Source organism: Cupriavidus sp. FW305-26 (genome assembly GCF_058787975.1).
Window position 1 is genome coordinate 49,112 of the sequence record NZ_JBYTAH010000041.1, and the last position, 17,915, is coordinate 67,026.

The window sequence follows — 17,915 nt, forward strand, 5'->3', positions numbered from 1 at the left end:
CACCCCTTCTTTCGTTCTCCCCCCAGGGCGCTGTATGAAGCCAGAATGGTCCTGCCTCAAGGACGTCACCATCATCGACGTCAGCCAGTTGCTGCCCGGTCCGCACGCATGCAGCCTGCTGCGGCAACTGGGTGCCGATGTCATCAAGGTAGAGCAGCCCGGCACCGGCGACACTGCGCGGCAGCTTGGTCCGACGGTGTTTGCACAGTTCAATCGCGGCAAACGCTCGGTAGCGCTGGACTTGAAGACCGATGCTGGCCGCGAAGCCTTCCTTGACCTGGTCCGCAATGCCGATGCCGTGGTGGAAGGCTTCCGCCCCGGCGTGATGGCGCGACTCGGGCTGGGCTATGAAGCACTGGCGGCGGTCAATCCGGCCATCGTGCTGTGTTCGGTCTCGGGCTTCGGCCAGACTGGCCCCTATGCCAGCCACGCCGGACATGACCTGAACTACCTGGCGCTGGCCGGCTATTGGGCGACGCCGGTGCAGGTGCACGACAAGGTCTCGCGCCCGCGCGTGCGGGTGTCGGATTACGCCGCATCCGGCTACGCGGCGCTGTCGCTTGCAGTGGCGATCATGAGTGCGCACCAGAACGGGCAGGGGCAACATCTGGATGTCTCGATCCATGACGCGATCCTGTCGTGGACCGCCCATGGCGCCTGGGCCGCCCGCGGGCATGAGGCATCGCCGCAGGCATCCCCTACCGTGATGCCGGAGAACGATCTCTTCGAGACGCGCGATGGCCTGCATCTGGCGATGGGCATCCTCGAGAACAAGTTCTGGGTCAACCTGTGCGAGGCGCTGGGTGATGAGTTCCCGGCCCTGCGCGATCCGCGTTTTGCCACGCGTGCCGGACGGTACGGGCACAAGGTGGAGGTCAATGACCTGATGGCGGCGGTGTTCCGCACGCGCGACCTGGCCGAGTGGGAGGCGTTCTTCGGGCCGCTGGATATTCCGTTCTCGCCATTGCTGGGGGCGACGGCGCTGTTTGAGGATCCGCATGTGCAGGCGCGGGAGGTGGTGCGGTCCGTACCCGCGGAAGGCGGGATTGCTGTGAATTTTCCGGTGAAGTTTTCGTTGGGGTTGCCGGAGGGGGAGGATTTTGTGGCTCAGGTGGGGGAGCATAGTGTGGACGGATCCCTGCCAAAGATCTTCGCTGGCGGGATCGGGAACGCATAATTTGGCTTAGTTCCATGCCGCGACCACCTCGCATTCCAAGACTCAACGATTTCCGACTCGCCTGAGTTGCCGCAAGCTTCGCCCGCCTCTTCCGAATGCGACATCTCTTATCGCCTGCATGACTCTGGCAGGAAATACTGGTTGCGTCATCGGATCGCCGGTGACCGGGCGTGGAAACCCGAGGTGTCTCCGGGCAGGAGAGTCGCATCCCATACGGCACTCCTGCGTGCTCGCATGAACGCATCGTTCCATGGCGGGCCAGGCGAGGCAGCCGCAAGGCTGGCTGGTTTTCCCGGAGACTGGTTTCCACCCTCGCTGTCTGGCCCGCCACCTTCACCTTCAAATGAGTGGCGCGCCTTAACCTGCAAAGGAGTCAGTAATGGTCGATGCAATCGAAACCAACGCGTGCCTGCATGAAGTGCGTGCCGGCATTGATGGCGTACTCGTACTGCTGGAGCAGCAAAGCGTGCGCTCGGAAGCGTGCTTCAGCGCGCTCTGCCTGCTTGAAATGGTGAAGGCAAAGCTGGATGCCTTGATGGCGGCCGGGCCGCTTGCGGGATAGCAATGCCTCTGGTCTGGCGGTGCTTCGGCACCGCCAGACAGTCCTCGTGGAAGCCGCATCAAGCGTGGCCGTTCGAGCGGATCTGCCGGACAGTATCTCCCCTCAAGGAATTTGGCAGGCACTGCCTGGCAAATGTGCGCCCAAAACATCACTTGAGCTCACCACCCTTTCCCAGGCGTTCTCCTTGCCCTTTTTCGCCGCTTCACAGCTAGTACGGCGTCACCGCCGCGCCTCCTGTTGCTCGTCGCCGCACGCGTTGCGCAATTGCACGTCCCCGTCGTGACGATGTATGTGCAATTCGGCGTTCTCTCGTCTGGCCACCCCCCAACCCGCAGCGATTGCCGCCTCCATGGTCGGAAATTTCTGGGCCTTTATATTGAGGCCGCCGAACTCCAATGCCCAACCATCTTCTGCGGGCAGAACGCGAATGATCCGCGATTGCATAATGACCCCTCTCTGAATTCCCCGCGACGTATAACGGGCGTCGCGTAATGTCGAGCAAAAACATGTTCCGCTGGCAAGCGGAGCTGGGTAAGAGGCGGGATCATCCGGGGGGAACCGAATCGAGGGTACGTCGTGCATCGCTGTACCTGCGTCGGCGAACACACGAGCAGGAATGCTGCTGCATGGGCGGGCACCTTTCGCTGCCGTATGAGCAGAAGACGCAGCAATCACCGGCCTTGGGCCTTAGCATCGCGTGGCAGCACTCGCACTCATAGCACCACTGGCAGGCATCGAAGGGCATGGTTTCTTCTTTTGCATGCGCGCACTTGGGGCAGGTGATGATTGACTGCAGCTTGACGGCGCTCATCATTTCTCTTTGCCTCACGGCCGATGGGCAGCAGACGGTCACCGTGCCTGGCGCTCCGATCCCTGTCGTTACCCATCGAAACGCAATCCTCCCTTCCCGTATGTGCGGTTTAGGCGTAGCGTAGGTCCGTACCAAGGTACGGAGTCAAGCGATGGAGCACACACTAACAATCGGGAAGCTGGCCAAGGCGGCTGGTGTTGGCGTGGAGACGGTACGCTACTACCATCGGTGCGGCCTGCTGCCGGTGCCGGAGCGTGCCTATGGCGCCATTCGACAGTATTCGCAGCAGAGCTTGCAGCGGCTTCATTTCATTCGCCAGGCCCAGTCGCTCGGGTTCACCCTGGATGAAATCCGGGTACTGCTGCGACAGAACGATGGCAGCACGTGCAGCACAGCCCGCGCACTGGCCGAGCAAAAGCTCAGTCTTGTTGAGGAAAGAATGAAGGATCTGCGACGAATGCGAGCGGAACTGAAGAATCTCATTGGGCAATGCCACGCCAATGGCAATGAGGCTTCTTGTCCCTTGATTGACACCTTGTCTGCCGACATGAGAGCAGAGAACGCTCGTGACGCTCCATTTCGGCATCGGTGAACGAGGTACCCGCTGAGTCCGTCCGGTACACCGCTCGATGTGCCGGCGGTGTACATAGGAACGGTTGTGCCGGCCAAACGGCAAGCAGCGTGACGCGAGATGCGCAACGTCCACCGTGGGCCGACACCGTTCCTGCACAGCGTCTTCCGCTCAGCGCAACGATCGGAACGCAGATCGTAGCTCCGCGCTGAACAGCTCCGGTTCTTCCCAAGCCGCGAAGTGACCGCCTTTGGCAACGCGGTTGTAGTAGATCAGGTTTGGATAGGCTCGTGCCAACCACTGCCTCGGTGGCCGGTAGACCTCGCCAGGGAAGACGGTCACTGCCACTGGAACGGTGATGGGGGAATTCCTTGCCGGGGCGGCACTGGTTTCCCAGTAGGTCCGTCCGCTCGACCCGCCTGTATTTGTGAGCCAGTAGAGCGAGATGTTGTCAAGGATCGCGTCACGGTCCAGTGACCGCTCAGGATCGCCACGCGTGAATACCCAGTCGGCCTGCTTGTCATAGATCCACGCTGCCAGCCCCACTGGCGAATCGGCCAGGCCAAAGCCGATGGTCTGCGGCCGCGTTTGCATGATGGCCGCGTAACCGAATCCCTTGTTGAGGAAATCCCTCGCCTCATCGAACACCTGCTTTTCTTCGGTGGTCAGGTTTGCCGGCGCAGGCTCCCCGCTTTTCAGCGCCATGGCTATTGCCGGTGGCAACGTCGTGGCGCGCTCGATGCGGTTGACGTGGATGCCAAGCAGTCCTTCAGGCGCCAGACGGCCAAGTGCGTCGGAGATGATGGCGCCCCAGTCGCCTCCCTGCGAAACGTAGCGCGCATATCCGAGCCGCTTCATCAGCACGTCCCAGGTGCGTGCGATGCGATCCGGATTCCAGCCAGTGTCTGCGGGCTTCTGTGAAAAGCCGAAGCCGGGAATCGACGGAATCACCAGATGAAACGCGTCGTTCGCAGTGCCGCCGTGCGCGGTGGGGTCCGTCAGCGGGCCAATGACATTAAGCAACTCGAAGACCGACCCTGGCCAGCCGTGGGTCATGATGAGCGGCATCGCGTTTGCATGGCGCGAGCGGACATGGATGAAATGAATGTCCAGGCCGTCGATGTTCGTCACAAACTGCGGCCAGGCATTTAGTTTTGCCTCGGCCTTGCGCCAGTCATAGCCCGTTGCCCAGTAGCGCATGAGCGGCTGAAATCTTTCAAGCTGTACGCCCTGGGACCGATCGCCGACTGTTTCCGGATCGGGCCAGCGCGTAGCGACAAGGCGGCGGCGCAGATCGACCAAGGCCGCTTGCGGGACGTGCGCACGGAATGGGCGGATCGCATCTGATGCCACGGGAAGCCCGGATTTTTCCTGCGCAGCGGTAGTCAGGGGCGGGTAAAGCATGGAGAGCGCTACCGTCGCCACGCCGCCCAATAGTAAAGTTCGGCGCGACGGGTCGGGAGCCTGGTTGGACCATTCCGTGTTCATTGCAAGCCTCCCTTATTCTGCGGTGGCCGATCCAGGTTGCCTGGCGGGCACCGCCAGAGGCACACCCTTCCTGACGATGTAAGTTGCCAGTTCAGACGCCTTGCCGCTGCCGACATTCCGCGCCGAATGGGCACTCCCGGCCGGAATGAACAGCGCGTCACCGGCCTTCAGCGTGACAGGCGGCTTGTCGTCGAGCTGGTATTCCAGCGTCCCTTGCAGGACATAGGCGATTTCTTCCCCGGGGTGCGAATGTTTCGGTGCGAATGCGCCGGGATCAAAGTCGACGCGTACCTGTACGCCCTCACGACCGGGCACGCTGAGTTCGCGCCGGACCAGATCGGTGCGGTGGACTCCCTGCGTTTGCGCTTGAGCCGTTGGCAGAAGCAAACCATTGCCGGCGATAAGCAGGGCCACGGCGAAGATTCGGGTCATTTTCATGGGCAGGTTTCCTTGTCGTGCTTGACGACGGATGGGAATATTGGGAAGGTCCGTGGCAGAGGGGCGCTCATGTGTCGTGCGGGATCCCGTCGTCCTCAGACGAGGTCGGCTGCCCGGGCCCCGCTCGCAATGCGGGCTTACCGGAATGAAGCGCGAATCTCTGCCACGGTTTGCTGGGGGTCCTGCAGGTGCGGGTAGTGCCCAACCCCGTGAAGCAGGGTGAACGCTGCATGGGCCTTCTCGGCGAACTCGATGCCCATGTCCTTATTGATGTAGATGTCTTTCTCACCCCAGACTACCTTCACGGGCGTCTTGAGCCGGCCCAGGTTCGCCTCGAAATACTCCTGGTCCCGCGTGAAGTGCAAGTAGTAGTGATAGAAGGCGTCCGCTGACGTCATCTCCCCATGGCTCCATCCGCGTGACATGTCGTCCTTGAGTTCGCCGGATATGTCGAACTGCGCTTCCCTGGCCAAGCCGCGCCTGTAGGCATTCTGGAGAACATCCTCGCGATTCTTGTTCAACTGAACACGAGCCAGCTCGGCCGAAGGTTGCGACTTCAGGCTCTGCAGGCTTTCGTACATGTAACGAGGTCTGTTGAACGGGGCGAAGTCGCCCACGATGATCGTCCTGGCAATGTCCGGCTCCTCGAGAGCCAGGAGTAGGGCAGGCAAGGCTCCGATATCCGTTGCGTAGATCGTGAGCTTTGACGTGTCGATGCCCGCCTTGCGGATGTACTCCTTCAGAACCCGGGCATAGTCTCTGGGCGCATAGGAGAACTTGTCGGCCGTTGGTCGTGATGAGAGGCCGTAGCCAGGCCAATCGATGGCGTGTACTTCGTAGTCATCGCCGAGAGCCAGGGCAATGTCCTTCCAGGCGTACAGGGTCTCCGGGAATCCATGCAGGAAGAGAACGGTCCCTCTCGGACTGGGGTTGTGCACCACCATCGTCCTGAGCGAGATGTCCGAGTCGAGTTTGATGAATCCGATCTCGGCTTTCTGTACCGGCTTGTTGGCGTGGTGGGCGCATCCCGACGCAATCAAAGCGCCGAGGACGAGAACGGAGGCAAGCAGCCGCGGCAGGAATGACCTGGACATGTCAGTGGTCCTCGATGCGGGCCTGCCGGCTCAGTGAATCAGGCGATCGACCTGCGTTTGCAAACGCGGACCGACCAGGAGGATGGCGGGAATGACGATCACATATCCGATGCCCCAGGAACGCAGCCACGTCAGGGCAAATCCTTCCGAGAATCCGAGATTGAGAGTAAGGAGGACAAAGGAAATGATCCCTGTCGTCACGACTCCCATCGACAGGGCGAATGCGACTTTCCGTTTCAGCTGCACGCTCATGGTTGCTTCCTTTGGCAGATAAAATACCAATTGGTATATTTTTGGTCGAAAAAAATCACTTCAGATCGACGATGGTTTTTTCTACCGCCGACATCACGGCCTTGCTGTAGCCAGCGTTGCCTGTGAGGCGAGAGATCATGATGGCGCCCTCGATCAATGCAATCAGCGTGACGGCAGTCTGCTCGGCATCGACGTCTTTGCGGAACTCCTGCGAAGCAATCCCTGCCTTGATGACTTTGACAAGATGCGTCTTCCAGCCCCGGAAAGCCTCCATGGCTTTCTCGCGCAGGGCCGGGTGCGTGTCGTCGGCTTCAATCGCTGTGTTGAGCAGCGGGCATCCCCCCACGGGGAATTCCTCAGGCAGGCTTTCATACACGCCTGTCAATGCGAGCAGCTGCTCCTTGCTGGTTTCTCTCGTGGCCATTACGGCCCGGACTGCCGCCTGCGCCTGCTTCCAGTTGTGATCGAAAGCAGCCAGGGCCACTTCCTCCTTGTTGGCAAAGTTGCCGTAGACGCTGCCCTTCGTCAGCCCGGTGGCCTCCGTCATATCGGCCAGGGACGTACCGGCATAGCCTTTGACGTTGAAGATCGGGGCTGTCTTCTCGACGATGAACTGGCGGGTTCGCTGAGCTTTATTCATGGAAGCCAGAATATACCAATTGGTATTTTTGTCAAGGGCATCGATGAATCCGCTCGGAGTGATCCCCCCTGCCCCCGCCATCAGCCTGATGAATGCGTTCAATCGCCTGGCGATCAGCTTCCTCCGCGCGCCGGAAGCTGCGCTCGCGCTCAAGGACTGATTGGAACGCCATACCAAGGCGGCGCGCGGCGCAGATGCGGCCGATGCCACCATCTGCGGGGCCCTCTAACATGGCGCCATGCCAGCCTTTGCCGTGTCGCCCAAGCCGGTGCCTTCGAGTCCGGCGCATACTGTGTTCTTGTACGGCGGGATCGCCACGGGCTTTCACTGACGGCATGAGACCACCGGAACACGGATGCCATTGCGATGCGCACACCTGAAGACCCGGCCATGATTGTCAGCAGAGGCTGGCTAGCGCGCCTGGTCCTGCCCGCAGGCATTCATCCCGGCGCCTTGCCGCTTCTCGTTGGCCGCGCGCTGCGCGGCTTCTGTGACGGCTTTATCGCCGTGCTGTTGCCGGCGTACCTGCTGGCTCTGGGCTTCGCGCAGCTGGCAGTGGGGCTGGTCAGCAGCGCAACCCTGATCGGCTCGGCGCTGGCGACGGTCCTGGTGGGCATCATCGGCCACCGCTATCCGCAGCGCAGGCTGCTGATGTCGGCGGCCGCGTTGATGGCCGCCACCGGCATAGGCTTCGCCGGACTGTCCTCCCTCTGGCCGCTATTGCTGGTCGCATTCGTCGGCACGCTCAACCCCAGTTCCGGCGACGTCAGCGTCTTCCTGCCGCTTGAGCATGCCGGTCTTGCCGATTCAGCCTGCGCCGATGCCCGCACTGCCCTGTTCGCCCGCTACAGCCTGACCGGGGCCCTCTGCGCCGCCATTGGTGCGCTGGCGGCGGCGCTGCCGGACTGGCTCGCGGCGCAACTTGGGGTTCCTGTCCTCAGCGCGCTGCGCGCCATGTTCATGGTCTATGCCCTGACCGGTGCCGCACTCTGGTTCCTCTATGCCCGCATGCCGGAGCCGCCACCGCACCTGGCAACGGCGAGAGTCCCGCTGGGACCGTCTCGCCGGATCGTTACCCGCCTTGCCCTGCTCTTCAGCGTCGACGCATTTGCCGGCGGCCTGGTGGTGAATTCCCTGCTGGCGCTATGGTTGATGCAGCGCTTCGGCCTTTCCATTGGCGCCGCCGGGCAGTTCTTCTTCTGGGCCGGGCTGCTTAGCGCCGGCTCCCAGCTCGTGGCCGCACCGCTGGCTCGCAGGTTCGGCTTGCTGAACACGATGGTGTTCACCCATATCCCATCCAGCCTCTGCCTGATCGCGGCCGCGTTCTCCCCCTCCCTGCCGGCGACGCTGGCGCTGCTGCTCGTACGCAGCGCGCTGTCGCAGATGGATGTGCCGACCCGGACCGCCTATGTCATGGCCGTGGTGACGCCGCCCGAGCGGCCGGCGGCGGCAAGCCTGACTGCCGTGCCCAGGAGCCTGGCTGCCGCATTCGGCCCGACCCTGGCGGGCGCGCTGCTGGCGATGGGCTGGGTCGGGACGCCGCTGGTTGCCTGCGGCGTGCTCAAGATCGCCTACGACCTCGCACTCCTTGGTGCATTCCGGCGGGTCAAGCCCCTCGATTAACGCGCCGGGCCGTCGCGTAAAGATCCGAAAGAGAAGCGTCGCGCCGGCGCAGCATCTCCGCCAACAGCGGCAGCCTTACCACCACGCATCACGATCGCCAGCGGCCAAGAAAGTGCACCTTGGCTCCCGCGCGCATGCTGATCGCCCGAATCTTTATACGTTCTTTATACGCACCGGCCATCTTTCTACCCTGTTTTTACGACCCCGTCGCTAATCTGCAAGCCGAAACCATTCAAGGGTGCTTTGTTATGGACGGGATCTATTTGATCGTATTGATTGGCTTCGCCGTGCTGAGCGCAGCCCTGCTGGGGCTTTGCGCCGTGCTTGCGCCGAAATCTCCGGCAGGCAGCGGGCACGGCGGCGCGCATGACCAGATGCCGGCAAAGAACAGCGCGTCGGACAGGAGGCTGTGATGAGCTGGACCGATCTGTTGAGCGGCGTGCTGGCCATTGCCATTTTTGTTTACCTCCTGATTGCGTTGTTCCGGCCGGAGAAATTCTGATGTCCTCCCAATTCGTGGGCCTGCTGGTCCTCTATCTCGCCATCCTGCTGGCGTGCGCCCCTTTCCTCGGACGCTATATCCGGCGTGCAGTGGAAGATGGCAACTATTCGCTGACCGCGTGGGGCCGACCGCTGGAACGGCTGCTGTATCGCCTGGGCGGCGTGCGTGCCGATGCCGGGATGGGGTGGAAGCAATACGCCGTCGCGGTGCTGGCGTTCAACCTGCTTGGCGTGGTGGCAGTCTATGCGCTGCAGCGCCTGCAGGGCATGCTGCCGCTCAATCCGCAGGGCCTTGGCGCGGTTTCGCCGGACTCGGCCTTCAACACGGCGATCAGCTTTGTCGCCAACACCAACTGGCAAGGCTATGGCGGCGAGTCGACCATGGGCTATCTGACGCAGATGCTCGCGCTCACCGTGCAGAACTTCCTGTCCGCGGCGACCGGCATCGCCGTGGTGTTCGCGCTGATGCGCGGATTCGCGCGCCAGAGCGCCGCCACCATCGGCAATTTCTGGGTCGACATGACGCGGGTCACGTTGTACGTGCTGGCGCCGATCGCGACCGTGATTGCACTTGCCCTGGTCAGCCAGGGAGTGATCCAGAACTTCGATGCCTACAAGGAAGCCAGCCTGGTCACGCCGGTGGAGTACAGCCAGCCTAAGCTCGATGCGGCCGGGCAACCGGTGCTCGATGCACAAGGCAAGCCGGTGACGGAAGACCTGAAGACCGACAGGCAGACGCTGGCGATGGGCCCGGTTGCCTCGCAGGAGGCCATCAAGATGCTGGGCACCAACGGCGGCGGCTTCTTCAATGCCAACTCGGCGCATCCGTTCGAGAACCCGAATGGGCTGGCCAACCTTCTCGAGATGCTGGCGATCTTCCTGATCCCGGCGGCGCTGTGCTTCACCTTTGGCGAAATGGTGGGAGACAGGCGACAGGGTGTGGCGGTGCTGGCATCCATGACGGTCATCTTTGTCGCGATGGCCTGCGTGGCGGCGATCTCCGAGCAGATGGCCAACCCGGCGCTGGCCGGATTGCCGGTGGATCACGCCGCGTCGCTGCTGCAGGCCGGCGGCAATATGGAAGGCAAGGAAACGCGCTTCGGCATCGCCGCTTCGGCACTGTTCGCCACCATCACGACCGCGGCGTCGTGCGGCGCGGTCAATGCCATGCATGACTCCTTCACCGCCATCGGTGGCCTGGTGCCGATGCTGCTGATGCAGCTGGGCGAGGTCGTGTTCGGCGGCGTCGGCTCGGGGCTGTACGGCATGCTGGTCTACGCCGTGCTCGCGGTGTTCATCGCCGGACTGATGATCGGGCGCACGCCGGAGTACCTCGGCAAGAAGATCGAAGTCTACGAGATGAAGATGACGGCCGTGGCGATCCTGGTCACGCCACTGCTGGTGCTGCTCGGCACGTCGGTGGCGGTGATGACCGAGGCCGGACGCGCCGGTGTGTTCAATCCCGGCACGCACGGCTTCTCCGAGATCCTGTACGCGCTCTCGTCGGCGGCCAACAACAATGGCAGCGCCTTTGCGGGCTTGTCCGCCAACACCCCGTTCTACAACACGCTGCTGGCGGCAGCCATGTGGTTCGGCCGGTTCTGGATCATCATCCCGGTGCTTGCGCTGGCGGGCTCGCTGGCAGCCAAGAAGCGCGTGCCCGTGAGCGGCGGCACGATGCCGACGCACGGCCCGCTGTTCGTCGTCCTGCTGGTGGGCACCGTGCTGCTGGTCGGTGCGCTGACCTATGTCCCGGCGCTGGCGCTGGGACCAGTCGCCGAGCAACTCCAGGGCGCGGTGACGGCAACCGCGGCGAAGTAAAGCGACGACTGACGACGAAATATCGAGCATTCCTACACGTCCGGACCCTGCCCTGCCTCACCGAGGCAGGTGCCGGATGGCTCTAGCGGATTGCGGAGAAACCATGCAACAAGATTCGATGGCCCCGGTGGCCAAGCGCGGCGCCAACACGGCTGAAGCGTCTTCCTCCAACACGATTCAGGCAAAGAGCGCGCCGGTGTCCGACCGCCAACACGGCTCCCACCATCATCGCCCGCCGGCGCGCAGCATGTTCGCGCCGGAGCTGGTGAAGCCCGCGCTGGTCGCGGCCTTCGGGAAGTTGTCGCCGCGCGACCAGCTGCGCAACCCGGTGATGTTCGTGGCCTACGTGGGCAGCATCCTGACGACGATCCTTTTCCTGAAGGCCATGGCCGCGCCGGCGGCAGCCCCCGGTGGGGAATCCGCGGGCTTCATCCTGGCGGTGTCGGTGTGGCTGTGGTTCACGGTGCTGTTCGCTAACTTTGCCGAGGCACTTGCCGAAGGCCGAAGCAAGCAGCAGGCGGAAGCGCTGCGCGGCCTGAAGACCACCGTCACCGCACGCGTGCTGAAGGACGGCAAGCGTGGCAGTGCCACCGAAGCGCGCCCCGCCACGGCGCTGCGCCGTGGCGACGTGGTGCTGGTACAGGCCGGCGAGATGATCCCCGGCGACGGCGAAGTGATCGACGGCGTGGCCTCGGTCGACGAAAGCGCCATCACCGGCGAATCGGCGCCGGTGATCCGCGAGTCGGGCGGCGACTTCTCGTCGGTGACCGGCGGTACACGCGTGCTGTCCGACTGGATCGTGGCGCGCATCACGACCAACCCGGGCGAGAGCTTCATCGACCGCATGATCACGATGGTTGAAGGCGCCAAGCGGCAGAAGACGCCGAACGAACTGGCCCTGACGATCCTGCTGGTCGGGCTGACCATTGTGCTGCTGCTGGCCACGGCCACGCTGCAGCCGTTCTCGCTCTACAGCGTGCTGGTGGCAAAGGCAGGCGTTCCGGTGACGATCACGGTGCTGGTGGCCCTGCTGGTCTGCCTGATTCCCACCACCATCGGCGGGCTGCTGTCAGCCATTGGCGTGGCGGGCATGAGCCGGATGATGGAAGCCAACGTGATTGCCACCTCGGGCCGTGCGGTCGAAGCCGCTGGTGACGTGGACGTGCTGCTGCTCGACAAGACCGGCACCATTACCCATGGCAACCGCCAGGCATCGCGCTTCATCCCGGCCCCGGGCGTGTCGCCGCTGCAGCTCGCGGAAGCGGCGTGGCTGTCGTCGCTGGCCGACGAGACCCCGGAAGGCCGCAGCATCATCACGCTGGCACGCCAGCTGCCGGGGCTGGCGGCGCCGGTGATGGCAAGCCTGAAGCCGGAGTTCGTGCCGTTCAGCGCCCAGACCCGCATGAGCGGGGTTGACCTGAGCGATGGCGGCGGCGAGCGTCACGTGCGCAAGGGTGCGGCCGATGCCGTGCGCCGCTACGTCACGGAACGTGCCGGCAAGTTCCCCGATGCTGTCCTGCAAGCCGTCGATGAGGTTGCCCGCGCCGGCAGCACGCCGCTGGTGGTAGCCGACGCCAACGGCGGTTCGGTACGCGTGCTTGGCGTGATCGAGCTGAAAGACATCGTCAAGACCGGCATTCGCGAGCGCTTCGGCGAACTGCGCAAGATGGGCATCAAGACCGTGATGATCACCGGCGACAACCGGCTGACGGCGGCTTCGATTGCGGCGGAAGCCGGCGTTGACGACTTCCTGGCCGAAGCCACGCCGGAAGCCAAGCTCAAGCTGATCCGCCAGTACCAGGCCGACGGGCGGCTGGTCGCGATGACCGGCGACGGCACCAACGACGCGCCGGCACTGGCCCAGGCCGACGTAGCCGTAGCGATGAACAGCGGCACGCAGGCGGCCAAGGAAGCCGGCAACATGGTGGACCTCGACAGCAACCCGACCAAGCTGATCGAGATCGTCGAGATCGGCAAGCAGATGCTGATGACGCGCGGCTCGCTGACGACCTTCAGCGTGGCCAACGACATCGCCAAGTACTTCGCGATCATCCCGGCGGCGTTTGCCACCACCTATCCGCAGCTCAACCTGCTCAATGTGATGGGGCTCGCCACGCCGGCGTCGGCCATCATGTCGGCGGTGATCTTCAACGCGCTCATCATCGTCGTGCTGATCCCGCTTGCGCTCAAGGGCGTGGTCTACCGGCCGCTGGGCGCCGCGGTGCTGCTGCGCCGCAACCTGCTGGTCTACGGCCTGGGCGGCATCCTGGTGCCGTTTGCCGGCATCAAGCTGATCGACATGATCCTGGCCCTGTTTGGCTGGGTCTGATTTTCTGCCACGATTCGGAGCGCTCATGAATACGCAAGTGCAGTCCCCGCAGCCGTCGCCGGCACCCGTGCAAGGTGGCTTGCTGCGGCCAATGTTGGTGGTGTTCGTTGGTCTTTCGCTGGTGACCGGCCTGCTCTATCCCGGCGCGATCACGGCAATCTCCAAGGCCGTGTTCCCGCATCAGGCAGCCGGCTCGCTGATCGAGAAGGATGGCAGGACAGTTGGCTCGGAACTGATCGGCCAGCCGTTCTCCGACCCGAAGTACTTCTGGGGCCGGCTGTCGGCCACGGCGCCGATGCCGTATAACGCCGCGGCTTCGGCGGGATCCAACCTGGGCCCCACCAATCCGGCGCTGACCGATGCCGCGCGCGCACGCGTCGTTGCCCTGCACGCCGCGGATCCGGACAACCAGGCCCCCGTTCCGGTGGACCTGGTCACTGCCTCCGGCAGCGGGCTCGACCCGCATATCAGCCCTGCGGCCGCTGAGTACCAGGCGGCGCGCGTCGCCCGCGCCAGGGGGATTCCAATCGAGCAGGTGAAGCAACTGATTGCGGCAAATACCGAAACGCCGCTACTGCCGGTCCTGGGCGACCCGGGAGTCAATGTCCTGAAGCTGAACCTTGGACTGGATGCCATCGCACGGAAGTAACCCGGTGCCGGGATGCGGATGCGAGGCAGGACTGGTTTGCCAATGCCAGGATAGAGGGTGAGCCGACCGATGCCTGATGCCGAACTGCGCGGAGCCGGCGCGCGCCCCGATCCCGATGCCCTGCTCCAGATGGTGCAGGAGGAAGGCGCTCGCGCCTCGCGCGGCAAGCTCAGGGTCTACTTTGGCGCTTCCGCCGGGGTCGGCAAGACGTTCGCCATGCTCACCGCGGCACGGACGGCGTCTGCACGGGGCACCGATGCTGTCATTGGCATCGTGGAGACCCACGGCCGCGCCGAGACCGAAGCGCTAATCGCCGGTATCGAGCGCTTGCCAATGAAGGACGTGCCGTACCGCGAGCGGGTTCTGCAGGAGTTCGACCTGGACGCGGCGCTGGTCCGGCGACCGGCCCTGGTCCTGGTTGACGAACTGGCCCATTCCAACGCACCGGGCAGTCGCCATCCGAAGCGGTGGCAGGATATCCAGGAATTGCAGGCTGCCGGGATCGACGTCTGGACCACGGTCAATGTGCAGCATCTGGACAGCCTGAACGAGGCGGTGGGCGGCATCACCGGCATCCGCGTCTGGGAAACCGTGCCGGACGTTGTGTTCGACAGCGCCGACGAAGTCGTGCTGGTAGACCTGCCGGCCGACGAGCTGCTGCGCCGGCTGAAGGAAGGCAAGGTCTATCTGCCGGAGCAGGCGCGACACGCGGCGCGCAACTTTTTCCGGAAAGGCAATCTGATCGCCCTGCGCGAGCTGGCGCTGCGCCGGACCGCCGACCGGGTGGACTCCGATGTCCGAGCATGGCGTCAGTCCGAAGCCGTTCAAGGCGTGTGGCGGACCCGGGAGGCGGTGCTGGCTTGCATCGGTAGTGGTGACGATGCCGAGCAGGTCGTCCGGAGTGCGCGCCGGCTTGCCGGCCAGCTCGATTGCGACTGGCATGTGGTGACCATCGCCACCCCCAGGCTGGCACCCCCGTCCGATTTCGCAAAGACTCGCCTGCAGACGGCCATGCGTCTCGCAGAGGAGTTGGGCGCACGCACCGAGACCCTGGCGGGCAACGACATGGTCCAGGCAATCGTGGGGTACGTGCGCCGCCACAACCTGACCAAGGTGGTCATCGGCCGGGCGCCGGCAGACTGGCGCCGGGGCGGCGCCTCCGTTGCGGAGCGGGCCCGCTCCCTTCTCGGCCTGGCCTTGACGCCATTTGTGAACGCGCCGGCCTGGCTGTTCGGCCGCCGCAGTTTTGCCGATGCGCTGGCGCTCGGATGTCCGGAGATCGATATCATCCGCGTGGCGGCAGACACGACGCGGGTGGATCTTCGCCCGCGCCATGGCACTGAAGCGCCAGACGCCCCAGCGCCAGGCGACGGGGCCACGCGCAAAGATTATTTGTGGGCGGCGGCATGGTGCGCCGGTGCCACGGCACTGTCGGCCCTGGCATTTCCATGGTTCGACGTCGTCAACATTGTCATGCTGTTTCTGGCGGCAGTGGTCGGCGTCGCGCTTCGTCATGGCCGCGGACCGGCGGCGCTGGCTTCGGTATTGGCCGTGGCCGCCTTCGACTTCTTCTTCGTACCGCCGCGGCTGTCGTTCGCCGTCAGCGACGTACAGTATCTGCTGACGTTCCTCGTGCTGCTATCCGTGGGGCTGGTCATCGGGCAACTGACTGCCGGTTTGCGCGAACAAGCGCAGGTGGCGGTGCAGCGCGAGAACGATGCCCGCACGCTGTACGAACTGGCCCGTGAACTCTCCGCGGCGCTGGTGCCGAACCAGATTGTCTCGATCGCCAGCCGTTTCCTGCGTGCTGCCTTCGATGCCAATTCAGCCTTCTTCCTGGTTTCCGCGGAAGGCCGCTTGCTGCCGCCCGTGTCCGATGTCGAGCAGCATGACACCGGGGCGCGAACCGACTCGATCGACCGTGTACTGGCAGAGTGGGTATTCGATCACGGCCAGCCCGCAGGCACCGGCACGCATACCTTGCCCGGCAGCACCGTGCTGTATCTGCCATTGAAGGCGCCGATGCAGACCCGTGGCGTGCTGGCGGTCGAGCCTGCGGTATCACGCGCCTTTGCGCAACCTGCGCTACGGCGCCAGGTCGATGTGTTCTGCACGCTGATCGCGATCGCCATCGAGCGCTTGCATTACGTCGAAGTGGCGCAGCTGGCCTTGCTGTCGATGGAGTCTGAGCGCCTGCGCAGCTCATTGCTGGCCGCTGTCTCCCATGACCTGCGCACCCCGCTGACCAGCCTGATCGGCATGGCGGAAACCATGCAGCGCAGCGATCCCGGGCTGGCGCCGTCACTGGCCGAGACCGTGGCCGCCATGCTGGAACAGGCCAGGCGCATGCGGACCATGGTGGTGAATCTGCTGGACATGGCGAAGCTGCAGGGCCGGGAAGTCCGGATGAGCAAGGAGTGGCAATCGGTGGAGGAGCTCGTTGGCGCCAGCCTGGCTGCCATGCGCGAGGCGCTCGAGCACCACCGCGTGGTTGTCGCCGACTTGTCCCGGGTACCCCTGGTCGAATGCGACGCCGTGCTGATCGAGCGCGTGCTGTGCAACCTGCTGGAGAATGCCGCCAAATACACGCCTGCCGGCACAGAGATCCGGCTCTCGGCCGCGCCGGTCGACGACGAGATCAGGATCGCGGTAGAGGATGATGGCCCGGGCGTGCCCAAGGGCAAGGAACGGCAGATCTTCGAGAAATTCACGCGCGGTGAGCGCGAATCCGCGACCGCGGGTGTCGGCCTGGGTCTCGCCGTATGCGAGGCAATCGTGCAAGCCCATGGCGGGCGCATCTGGGTGGAACCCGCGCAACGCCCGGACCGGCCCGGCGGCCAGGCGGGCGCGCGCTTCCTGGTAGCGTTGCCGCGTGGAAATCCGCCGGCGGTGGAGCCGGAGCAGACTGATGCCTAGGGTCTCACGCAAGAAGAGAGGAAGTTGATGCCATTTGATTTTTCCCCGACAGTCCTGCTGGTTGAGGATGAGCCGCATATCCGGCGCTTTGTCCGCTCGACCCTGGAGTCCGAAGGTTGCACGGTGCACGAGGCAGAATCGCTCAAGCGCGGACTGATTGAGGCAGGCACCCGGCAACCTGACCTCGTCGTTCTCGACCTGGGCTTGCCGGACGGAGACGGGGTGCAATTGATCAGCGAGATGCGCACGTGGACTGACGTACCGGTGCTGGTCCTGTCGGCACGTAGCGGAGAAGCCGACAAGATCGGTGCGCTGGATGCCGGCGCGGATGACTACCTGACCAAGCCCTTTGGCGTTGGCGAACTGGTCGCACGCCTGCGCGTGCTGCTGCGCCGGCATGCCAGGGCCAACGCCCAGGGCTCGCACCAGATCCTGTTCGGCGACGTGCAGGTTGACCTGGCCAGCCGGGTCGTCACCCGCTCGGGACAGGCCGTGCATCTGACGCCGATCGAGTATCGGCTGCTTGCGGTTCTGATCGCCCACCGCGGCAAGGTGATGACGCACCGGGAGTTGCTGCGGGAGGTGTGGGGACCCTCCCAGGCCGAAAGCAGCCAGTACCTGCGCGTCTATATGGGACATCTGCGGCACAAGCTCGAAGCGGACCCGGCGCGGCCCGCCCACTTGCTGACGGAAATCGGGCTGGGCTACCGGTTTGCCGGGTAGCGCCGAAATCCAGGCGCATTGATTGGATTTGTACGCGGGCACCGCGGCTTTTGATACCGTTTTTACGCGTCAGGCCATATCGTGGCGAGGCTCCCTGCAACGGGGATTTTTTTAACTCTCGCCACAACAACAATGACTGACCTGCGCCAAACCGCGGCCACGCTGCTCGCATGCTCCGCATCTTCCATCTTCCTCGCTGCCATGCCGGCCATGGCGCAATCCCAGCCTGACGCCGTGCCGTCCCCGCATACGTTCACGGCCAACGTGTCGCTGGTCTCGGACTACCGCTATCGCGGCATCAGCCAGACCAACCTGCGCCC

General features: G+C 64.0%; 19 protein-coding genes. 12 read left to right on the forward strand and 7 right to left on the reverse strand.

What is annotated here, in order from left to right; genetic code table 11:
- Nucleotides 1-34 precede the first annotated feature (34 nt).
- Together AC3WQZ_RS21415 and AC3WQZ_RS21420 are read left to right on the forward strand one after the other, a co-directional pair.
- Nucleotides 35-1,177 carry a CaiB/BaiF CoA transferase family protein gene (locus AC3WQZ_RS21415; protein ID WP_010809625.1) on the forward strand — a complete coding sequence of 381 codons (1,143 nt, stop codon included), beginning with the start codon at nucleotides 35-37 and terminating at the stop codon, nucleotides 1,175-1,177.
- A 379-nt stretch (nucleotides 1,178-1,556) separates the two neighbouring features.
- On the forward strand, nucleotides 1,557-1,739 hold the full coding sequence (locus AC3WQZ_RS21420; RefSeq protein ID WP_010809624.1) for a DUF1484 family protein: 183 nt from the start codon (nucleotides 1,557-1,559) through the stop codon (nucleotides 1,737-1,739).
- 219 nt (nucleotides 1,740-1,958) lie between these two features.
- Here AC3WQZ_RS21420 and AC3WQZ_RS21425 read toward each other — a convergent pair whose 3' ends face one another.
- Both AC3WQZ_RS21425 and AC3WQZ_RS21430 read right to left on the reverse strand, forming a co-directional pair.
- The gene (locus AC3WQZ_RS21425) at nucleotides 1,959-2,183 is read right to left on the reverse strand and encodes a DUF2188 domain-containing protein (RefSeq protein WP_011616879.1); all 225 of its coding nucleotides are present in this window, start codon (nucleotides 2,181-2,183) and stop codon (nucleotides 1,959-1,961) included.
- A gap of 100 nt (nucleotides 2,184-2,283) precedes the next feature.
- Nucleotides 2,284-2,550: a GDCCVxC domain-containing (seleno)protein gene (locus AC3WQZ_RS21430; protein WP_492301223.1), complete on the reverse strand. Its 267-nt coding sequence runs from the start codon at nucleotides 2,548-2,550 to the stop codon at nucleotides 2,284-2,286.
- Nucleotides 2,551-2,701: 151 nt separating this feature from the next.
- On the opposite strand from AC3WQZ_RS21430, the gene AC3WQZ_RS21435 reads away from it, so the two are divergent.
- Nucleotides 2,702-3,142, forward strand: coding sequence for a MerR family transcriptional regulator (locus AC3WQZ_RS21435; protein WP_058698628.1), 441 nt, complete (start codon nucleotides 2,702-2,704; stop codon nucleotides 3,140-3,142).
- A 150-nt stretch (nucleotides 3,143-3,292) separates the two neighbouring features.
- On the opposite strand, the gene AC3WQZ_RS21440 is transcribed toward AC3WQZ_RS21435, so the two are convergent.
- The 5 genes from AC3WQZ_RS21440 to AC3WQZ_RS21460 form a co-directional block, all read right to left on the reverse strand.
- Nucleotides 3,293-4,609 (reverse strand): epoxide hydrolase family protein, encoded by a 1,317-nt coding sequence (locus tag AC3WQZ_RS21440; RefSeq protein ID WP_492301215.1) that lies wholly within the window; start codon nucleotides 4,607-4,609, stop codon nucleotides 3,293-3,295.
- Between the two features lie 12 nt (nucleotides 4,610-4,621).
- Nucleotides 4,622-5,047: a cupin domain-containing protein gene (locus AC3WQZ_RS21445; RefSeq protein ID WP_492301216.1), complete on the reverse strand. Its 426-nt coding sequence runs from the start codon at nucleotides 5,045-5,047 to the stop codon at nucleotides 4,622-4,624.
- 137 nt (nucleotides 5,048-5,184) lie between these two features.
- On the reverse strand, nucleotides 5,185-6,141 hold the full coding sequence (locus AC3WQZ_RS21450) for an alpha/beta fold hydrolase (protein ID WP_492301217.1): 957 nt from the start codon (nucleotides 6,139-6,141) through the stop codon (nucleotides 5,185-5,187).
- A 30-nt stretch (nucleotides 6,142-6,171) separates the two neighbouring features.
- Nucleotides 6,172-6,393: a DUF2798 domain-containing protein gene (locus tag AC3WQZ_RS21455; RefSeq protein WP_010809618.1), complete on the reverse strand. Its 222-nt coding sequence runs from the start codon at nucleotides 6,391-6,393 to the stop codon at nucleotides 6,172-6,174.
- Between the two features lie 55 nt (nucleotides 6,394-6,448).
- Nucleotides 6,449-7,246 (reverse strand): TetR/AcrR family transcriptional regulator, encoded by a 798-nt coding sequence (locus AC3WQZ_RS21460; RefSeq protein WP_201025225.1) that lies wholly within the window; start codon nucleotides 7,244-7,246, stop codon nucleotides 6,449-6,451.
- A gap of 177 nt (nucleotides 7,247-7,423) precedes the next feature.
- On the opposite strand from AC3WQZ_RS21460, the gene AC3WQZ_RS21465 reads away from it, so the two are divergent.
- The 9 genes from AC3WQZ_RS21465 to AC3WQZ_RS21505 all read left to right on the forward strand — a co-directional run.
- The gene (locus tag AC3WQZ_RS21465; protein WP_011616874.1) at nucleotides 7,424-8,656 is read left to right on the forward strand and encodes an MFS transporter; all 1,233 of its coding nucleotides are present in this window, start codon (nucleotides 7,424-7,426) and stop codon (nucleotides 8,654-8,656) included.
- Between the two features lie 134 nt (nucleotides 8,657-8,790).
- Complete coding sequence (locus AC3WQZ_RS21470; RefSeq protein ID WP_058698632.1) at nucleotides 8,791-9,069, forward strand: hypothetical protein; 279 nt, start codon at nucleotides 8,791-8,793, stop codon at nucleotides 9,067-9,069.
- Nucleotides 9,069-9,158 (forward strand): K(+)-transporting ATPase subunit F, encoded by a 90-nt coding sequence (gene kdpF, locus AC3WQZ_RS21475; RefSeq protein ID WP_010809614.1) that lies wholly within the window; start codon nucleotides 9,069-9,071, stop codon nucleotides 9,156-9,158. Before AC3WQZ_RS21470 ends, kdpF begins: the two co-directional genes overlap by 1 nt.
- A complete protein-coding gene (kdpA, locus tag AC3WQZ_RS21480) occupies nucleotides 9,158-10,978 on the forward strand; it encodes a potassium-transporting ATPase subunit KdpA (RefSeq protein WP_492301218.1) in 1,821 nt (606 codons plus the stop codon). The genes kdpF and kdpA overlap by 1 nt, the downstream gene beginning before the upstream one ends.
- A 103-nt stretch (nucleotides 10,979-11,081) precedes the next feature.
- Nucleotides 11,082-13,307 carry a potassium-transporting ATPase subunit KdpB gene (gene kdpB / locus AC3WQZ_RS21485; protein WP_011616872.1) on the forward strand — a complete coding sequence of 742 codons (2,226 nt, stop codon included), beginning with the start codon at nucleotides 11,082-11,084 and terminating at the stop codon, nucleotides 13,305-13,307.
- A gap of 25 nt (nucleotides 13,308-13,332) precedes the next feature.
- The gene (gene kdpC, locus AC3WQZ_RS21490) at nucleotides 13,333-13,956 is read left to right on the forward strand and encodes a potassium-transporting ATPase subunit KdpC (protein ID WP_439669823.1); all 624 of its coding nucleotides are present in this window, start codon (nucleotides 13,333-13,335) and stop codon (nucleotides 13,954-13,956) included.
- Nucleotides 13,957-14,025: 69 nt separating this feature from the next.
- Nucleotides 14,026-16,872, forward strand: a complete 2,847-nt coding sequence (locus AC3WQZ_RS21495) for a DUF4118 domain-containing protein (RefSeq protein WP_439670011.1) — start codon at nucleotides 14,026-14,028, stop codon at nucleotides 16,870-16,872.
- 27 nt (nucleotides 16,873-16,899) lie between these two features.
- Nucleotides 16,900-17,595 (forward strand): two-component system response regulator KdpE, encoded by a 696-nt coding sequence (gene kdpE / locus AC3WQZ_RS21500; RefSeq protein WP_058698635.1) that lies wholly within the window; start codon nucleotides 16,900-16,902, stop codon nucleotides 17,593-17,595.
- 132 nt (nucleotides 17,596-17,727) lie between these two features.
- The coding region (locus AC3WQZ_RS21505) for a TorF family putative porin (protein ID WP_492301220.1) at nucleotides 17,728-17,915 on the forward strand (188 nt) is incomplete at its 3' end.

Excerpts from the sequence above, each read along its gene's own strand:
- AC3WQZ_RS21415 (WP_010809625.1), top strand. The coding sequence starts at position 35 with ATGAAGCCAGAATGGTCCTGCCTCAAGGACGTCACCATCATCGACGTC.
- AC3WQZ_RS21420 (WP_010809624.1), top strand. The coding sequence starts at position 1,557 with ATGGTCGATGCAATCGAAACCAACGCGTGCCTGCATGAAGTGCGTGCC.
- AC3WQZ_RS21425 (WP_011616879.1), bottom strand. The coding sequence starts at position 2,183 with ATGCAATCGCGGATCATTCGCGTTCTGCCCGCAGAAGATGGTTGGGCA.
- AC3WQZ_RS21430 (WP_492301223.1), bottom strand. The coding sequence starts at position 2,550 with ATGAGCGCCGTCAAGCTGCAGTCAATCATCACCTGCCCCAAGTGCGCG.
- AC3WQZ_RS21435 (WP_058698628.1), top strand. The coding sequence starts at position 2,702 with ATGGAGCACACACTAACAATCGGGAAGCTGGCCAAGGCGGCTGGTGTT.
- AC3WQZ_RS21440 (WP_492301215.1), bottom strand. The coding sequence starts at position 4,609 with ATGAACACGGAATGGTCCAACCAGGCTCCCGACCCGTCGCGCCGAACT.
- AC3WQZ_RS21445 (WP_492301216.1), bottom strand. The coding sequence starts at position 5,047 with ATGAAAATGACCCGAATCTTCGCCGTGGCCCTGCTTATCGCCGGCAAT.
- AC3WQZ_RS21450 (WP_492301217.1), bottom strand. The coding sequence starts at position 6,141 with ATGTCCAGGTCATTCCTGCCGCGGCTGCTTGCCTCCGTTCTCGTCCTC.
- AC3WQZ_RS21455 (WP_010809618.1), bottom strand. The coding sequence starts at position 6,393 with ATGAGCGTGCAGCTGAAACGGAAAGTCGCATTCGCCCTGTCGATGGGA.
- AC3WQZ_RS21460 (WP_201025225.1), bottom strand. The coding sequence starts at position 7,246 with ATGGTGGCATCGGCCGCATCTGCGCCGCGCGCCGCCTTGGTATGGCGT.
- AC3WQZ_RS21465 (WP_011616874.1), top strand. The coding sequence starts at position 7,424 with ATGATTGTCAGCAGAGGCTGGCTAGCGCGCCTGGTCCTGCCCGCAGGC.
- AC3WQZ_RS21470 (WP_058698632.1), top strand. The coding sequence starts at position 8,791 with ATGCTGATCGCCCGAATCTTTATACGTTCTTTATACGCACCGGCCATC.
- kdpF (WP_010809614.1), top strand. The coding sequence starts at position 9,069 with ATGAGCTGGACCGATCTGTTGAGCGGCGTGCTGGCCATTGCCATTTTT.
- kdpA (WP_492301218.1), top strand. The coding sequence starts at position 9,158 with ATGTCCTCCCAATTCGTGGGCCTGCTGGTCCTCTATCTCGCCATCCTG.
- kdpB (WP_011616872.1), top strand. The coding sequence starts at position 11,082 with ATGCAACAAGATTCGATGGCCCCGGTGGCCAAGCGCGGCGCCAACACG.
- kdpC (WP_439669823.1), top strand. The coding sequence starts at position 13,333 with ATGAATACGCAAGTGCAGTCCCCGCAGCCGTCGCCGGCACCCGTGCAA.
- AC3WQZ_RS21495 (WP_439670011.1), top strand. The coding sequence starts at position 14,026 with ATGCCTGATGCCGAACTGCGCGGAGCCGGCGCGCGCCCCGATCCCGAT.
- kdpE (WP_058698635.1), top strand. The coding sequence starts at position 16,900 with ATGCCATTTGATTTTTCCCCGACAGTCCTGCTGGTTGAGGATGAGCCG.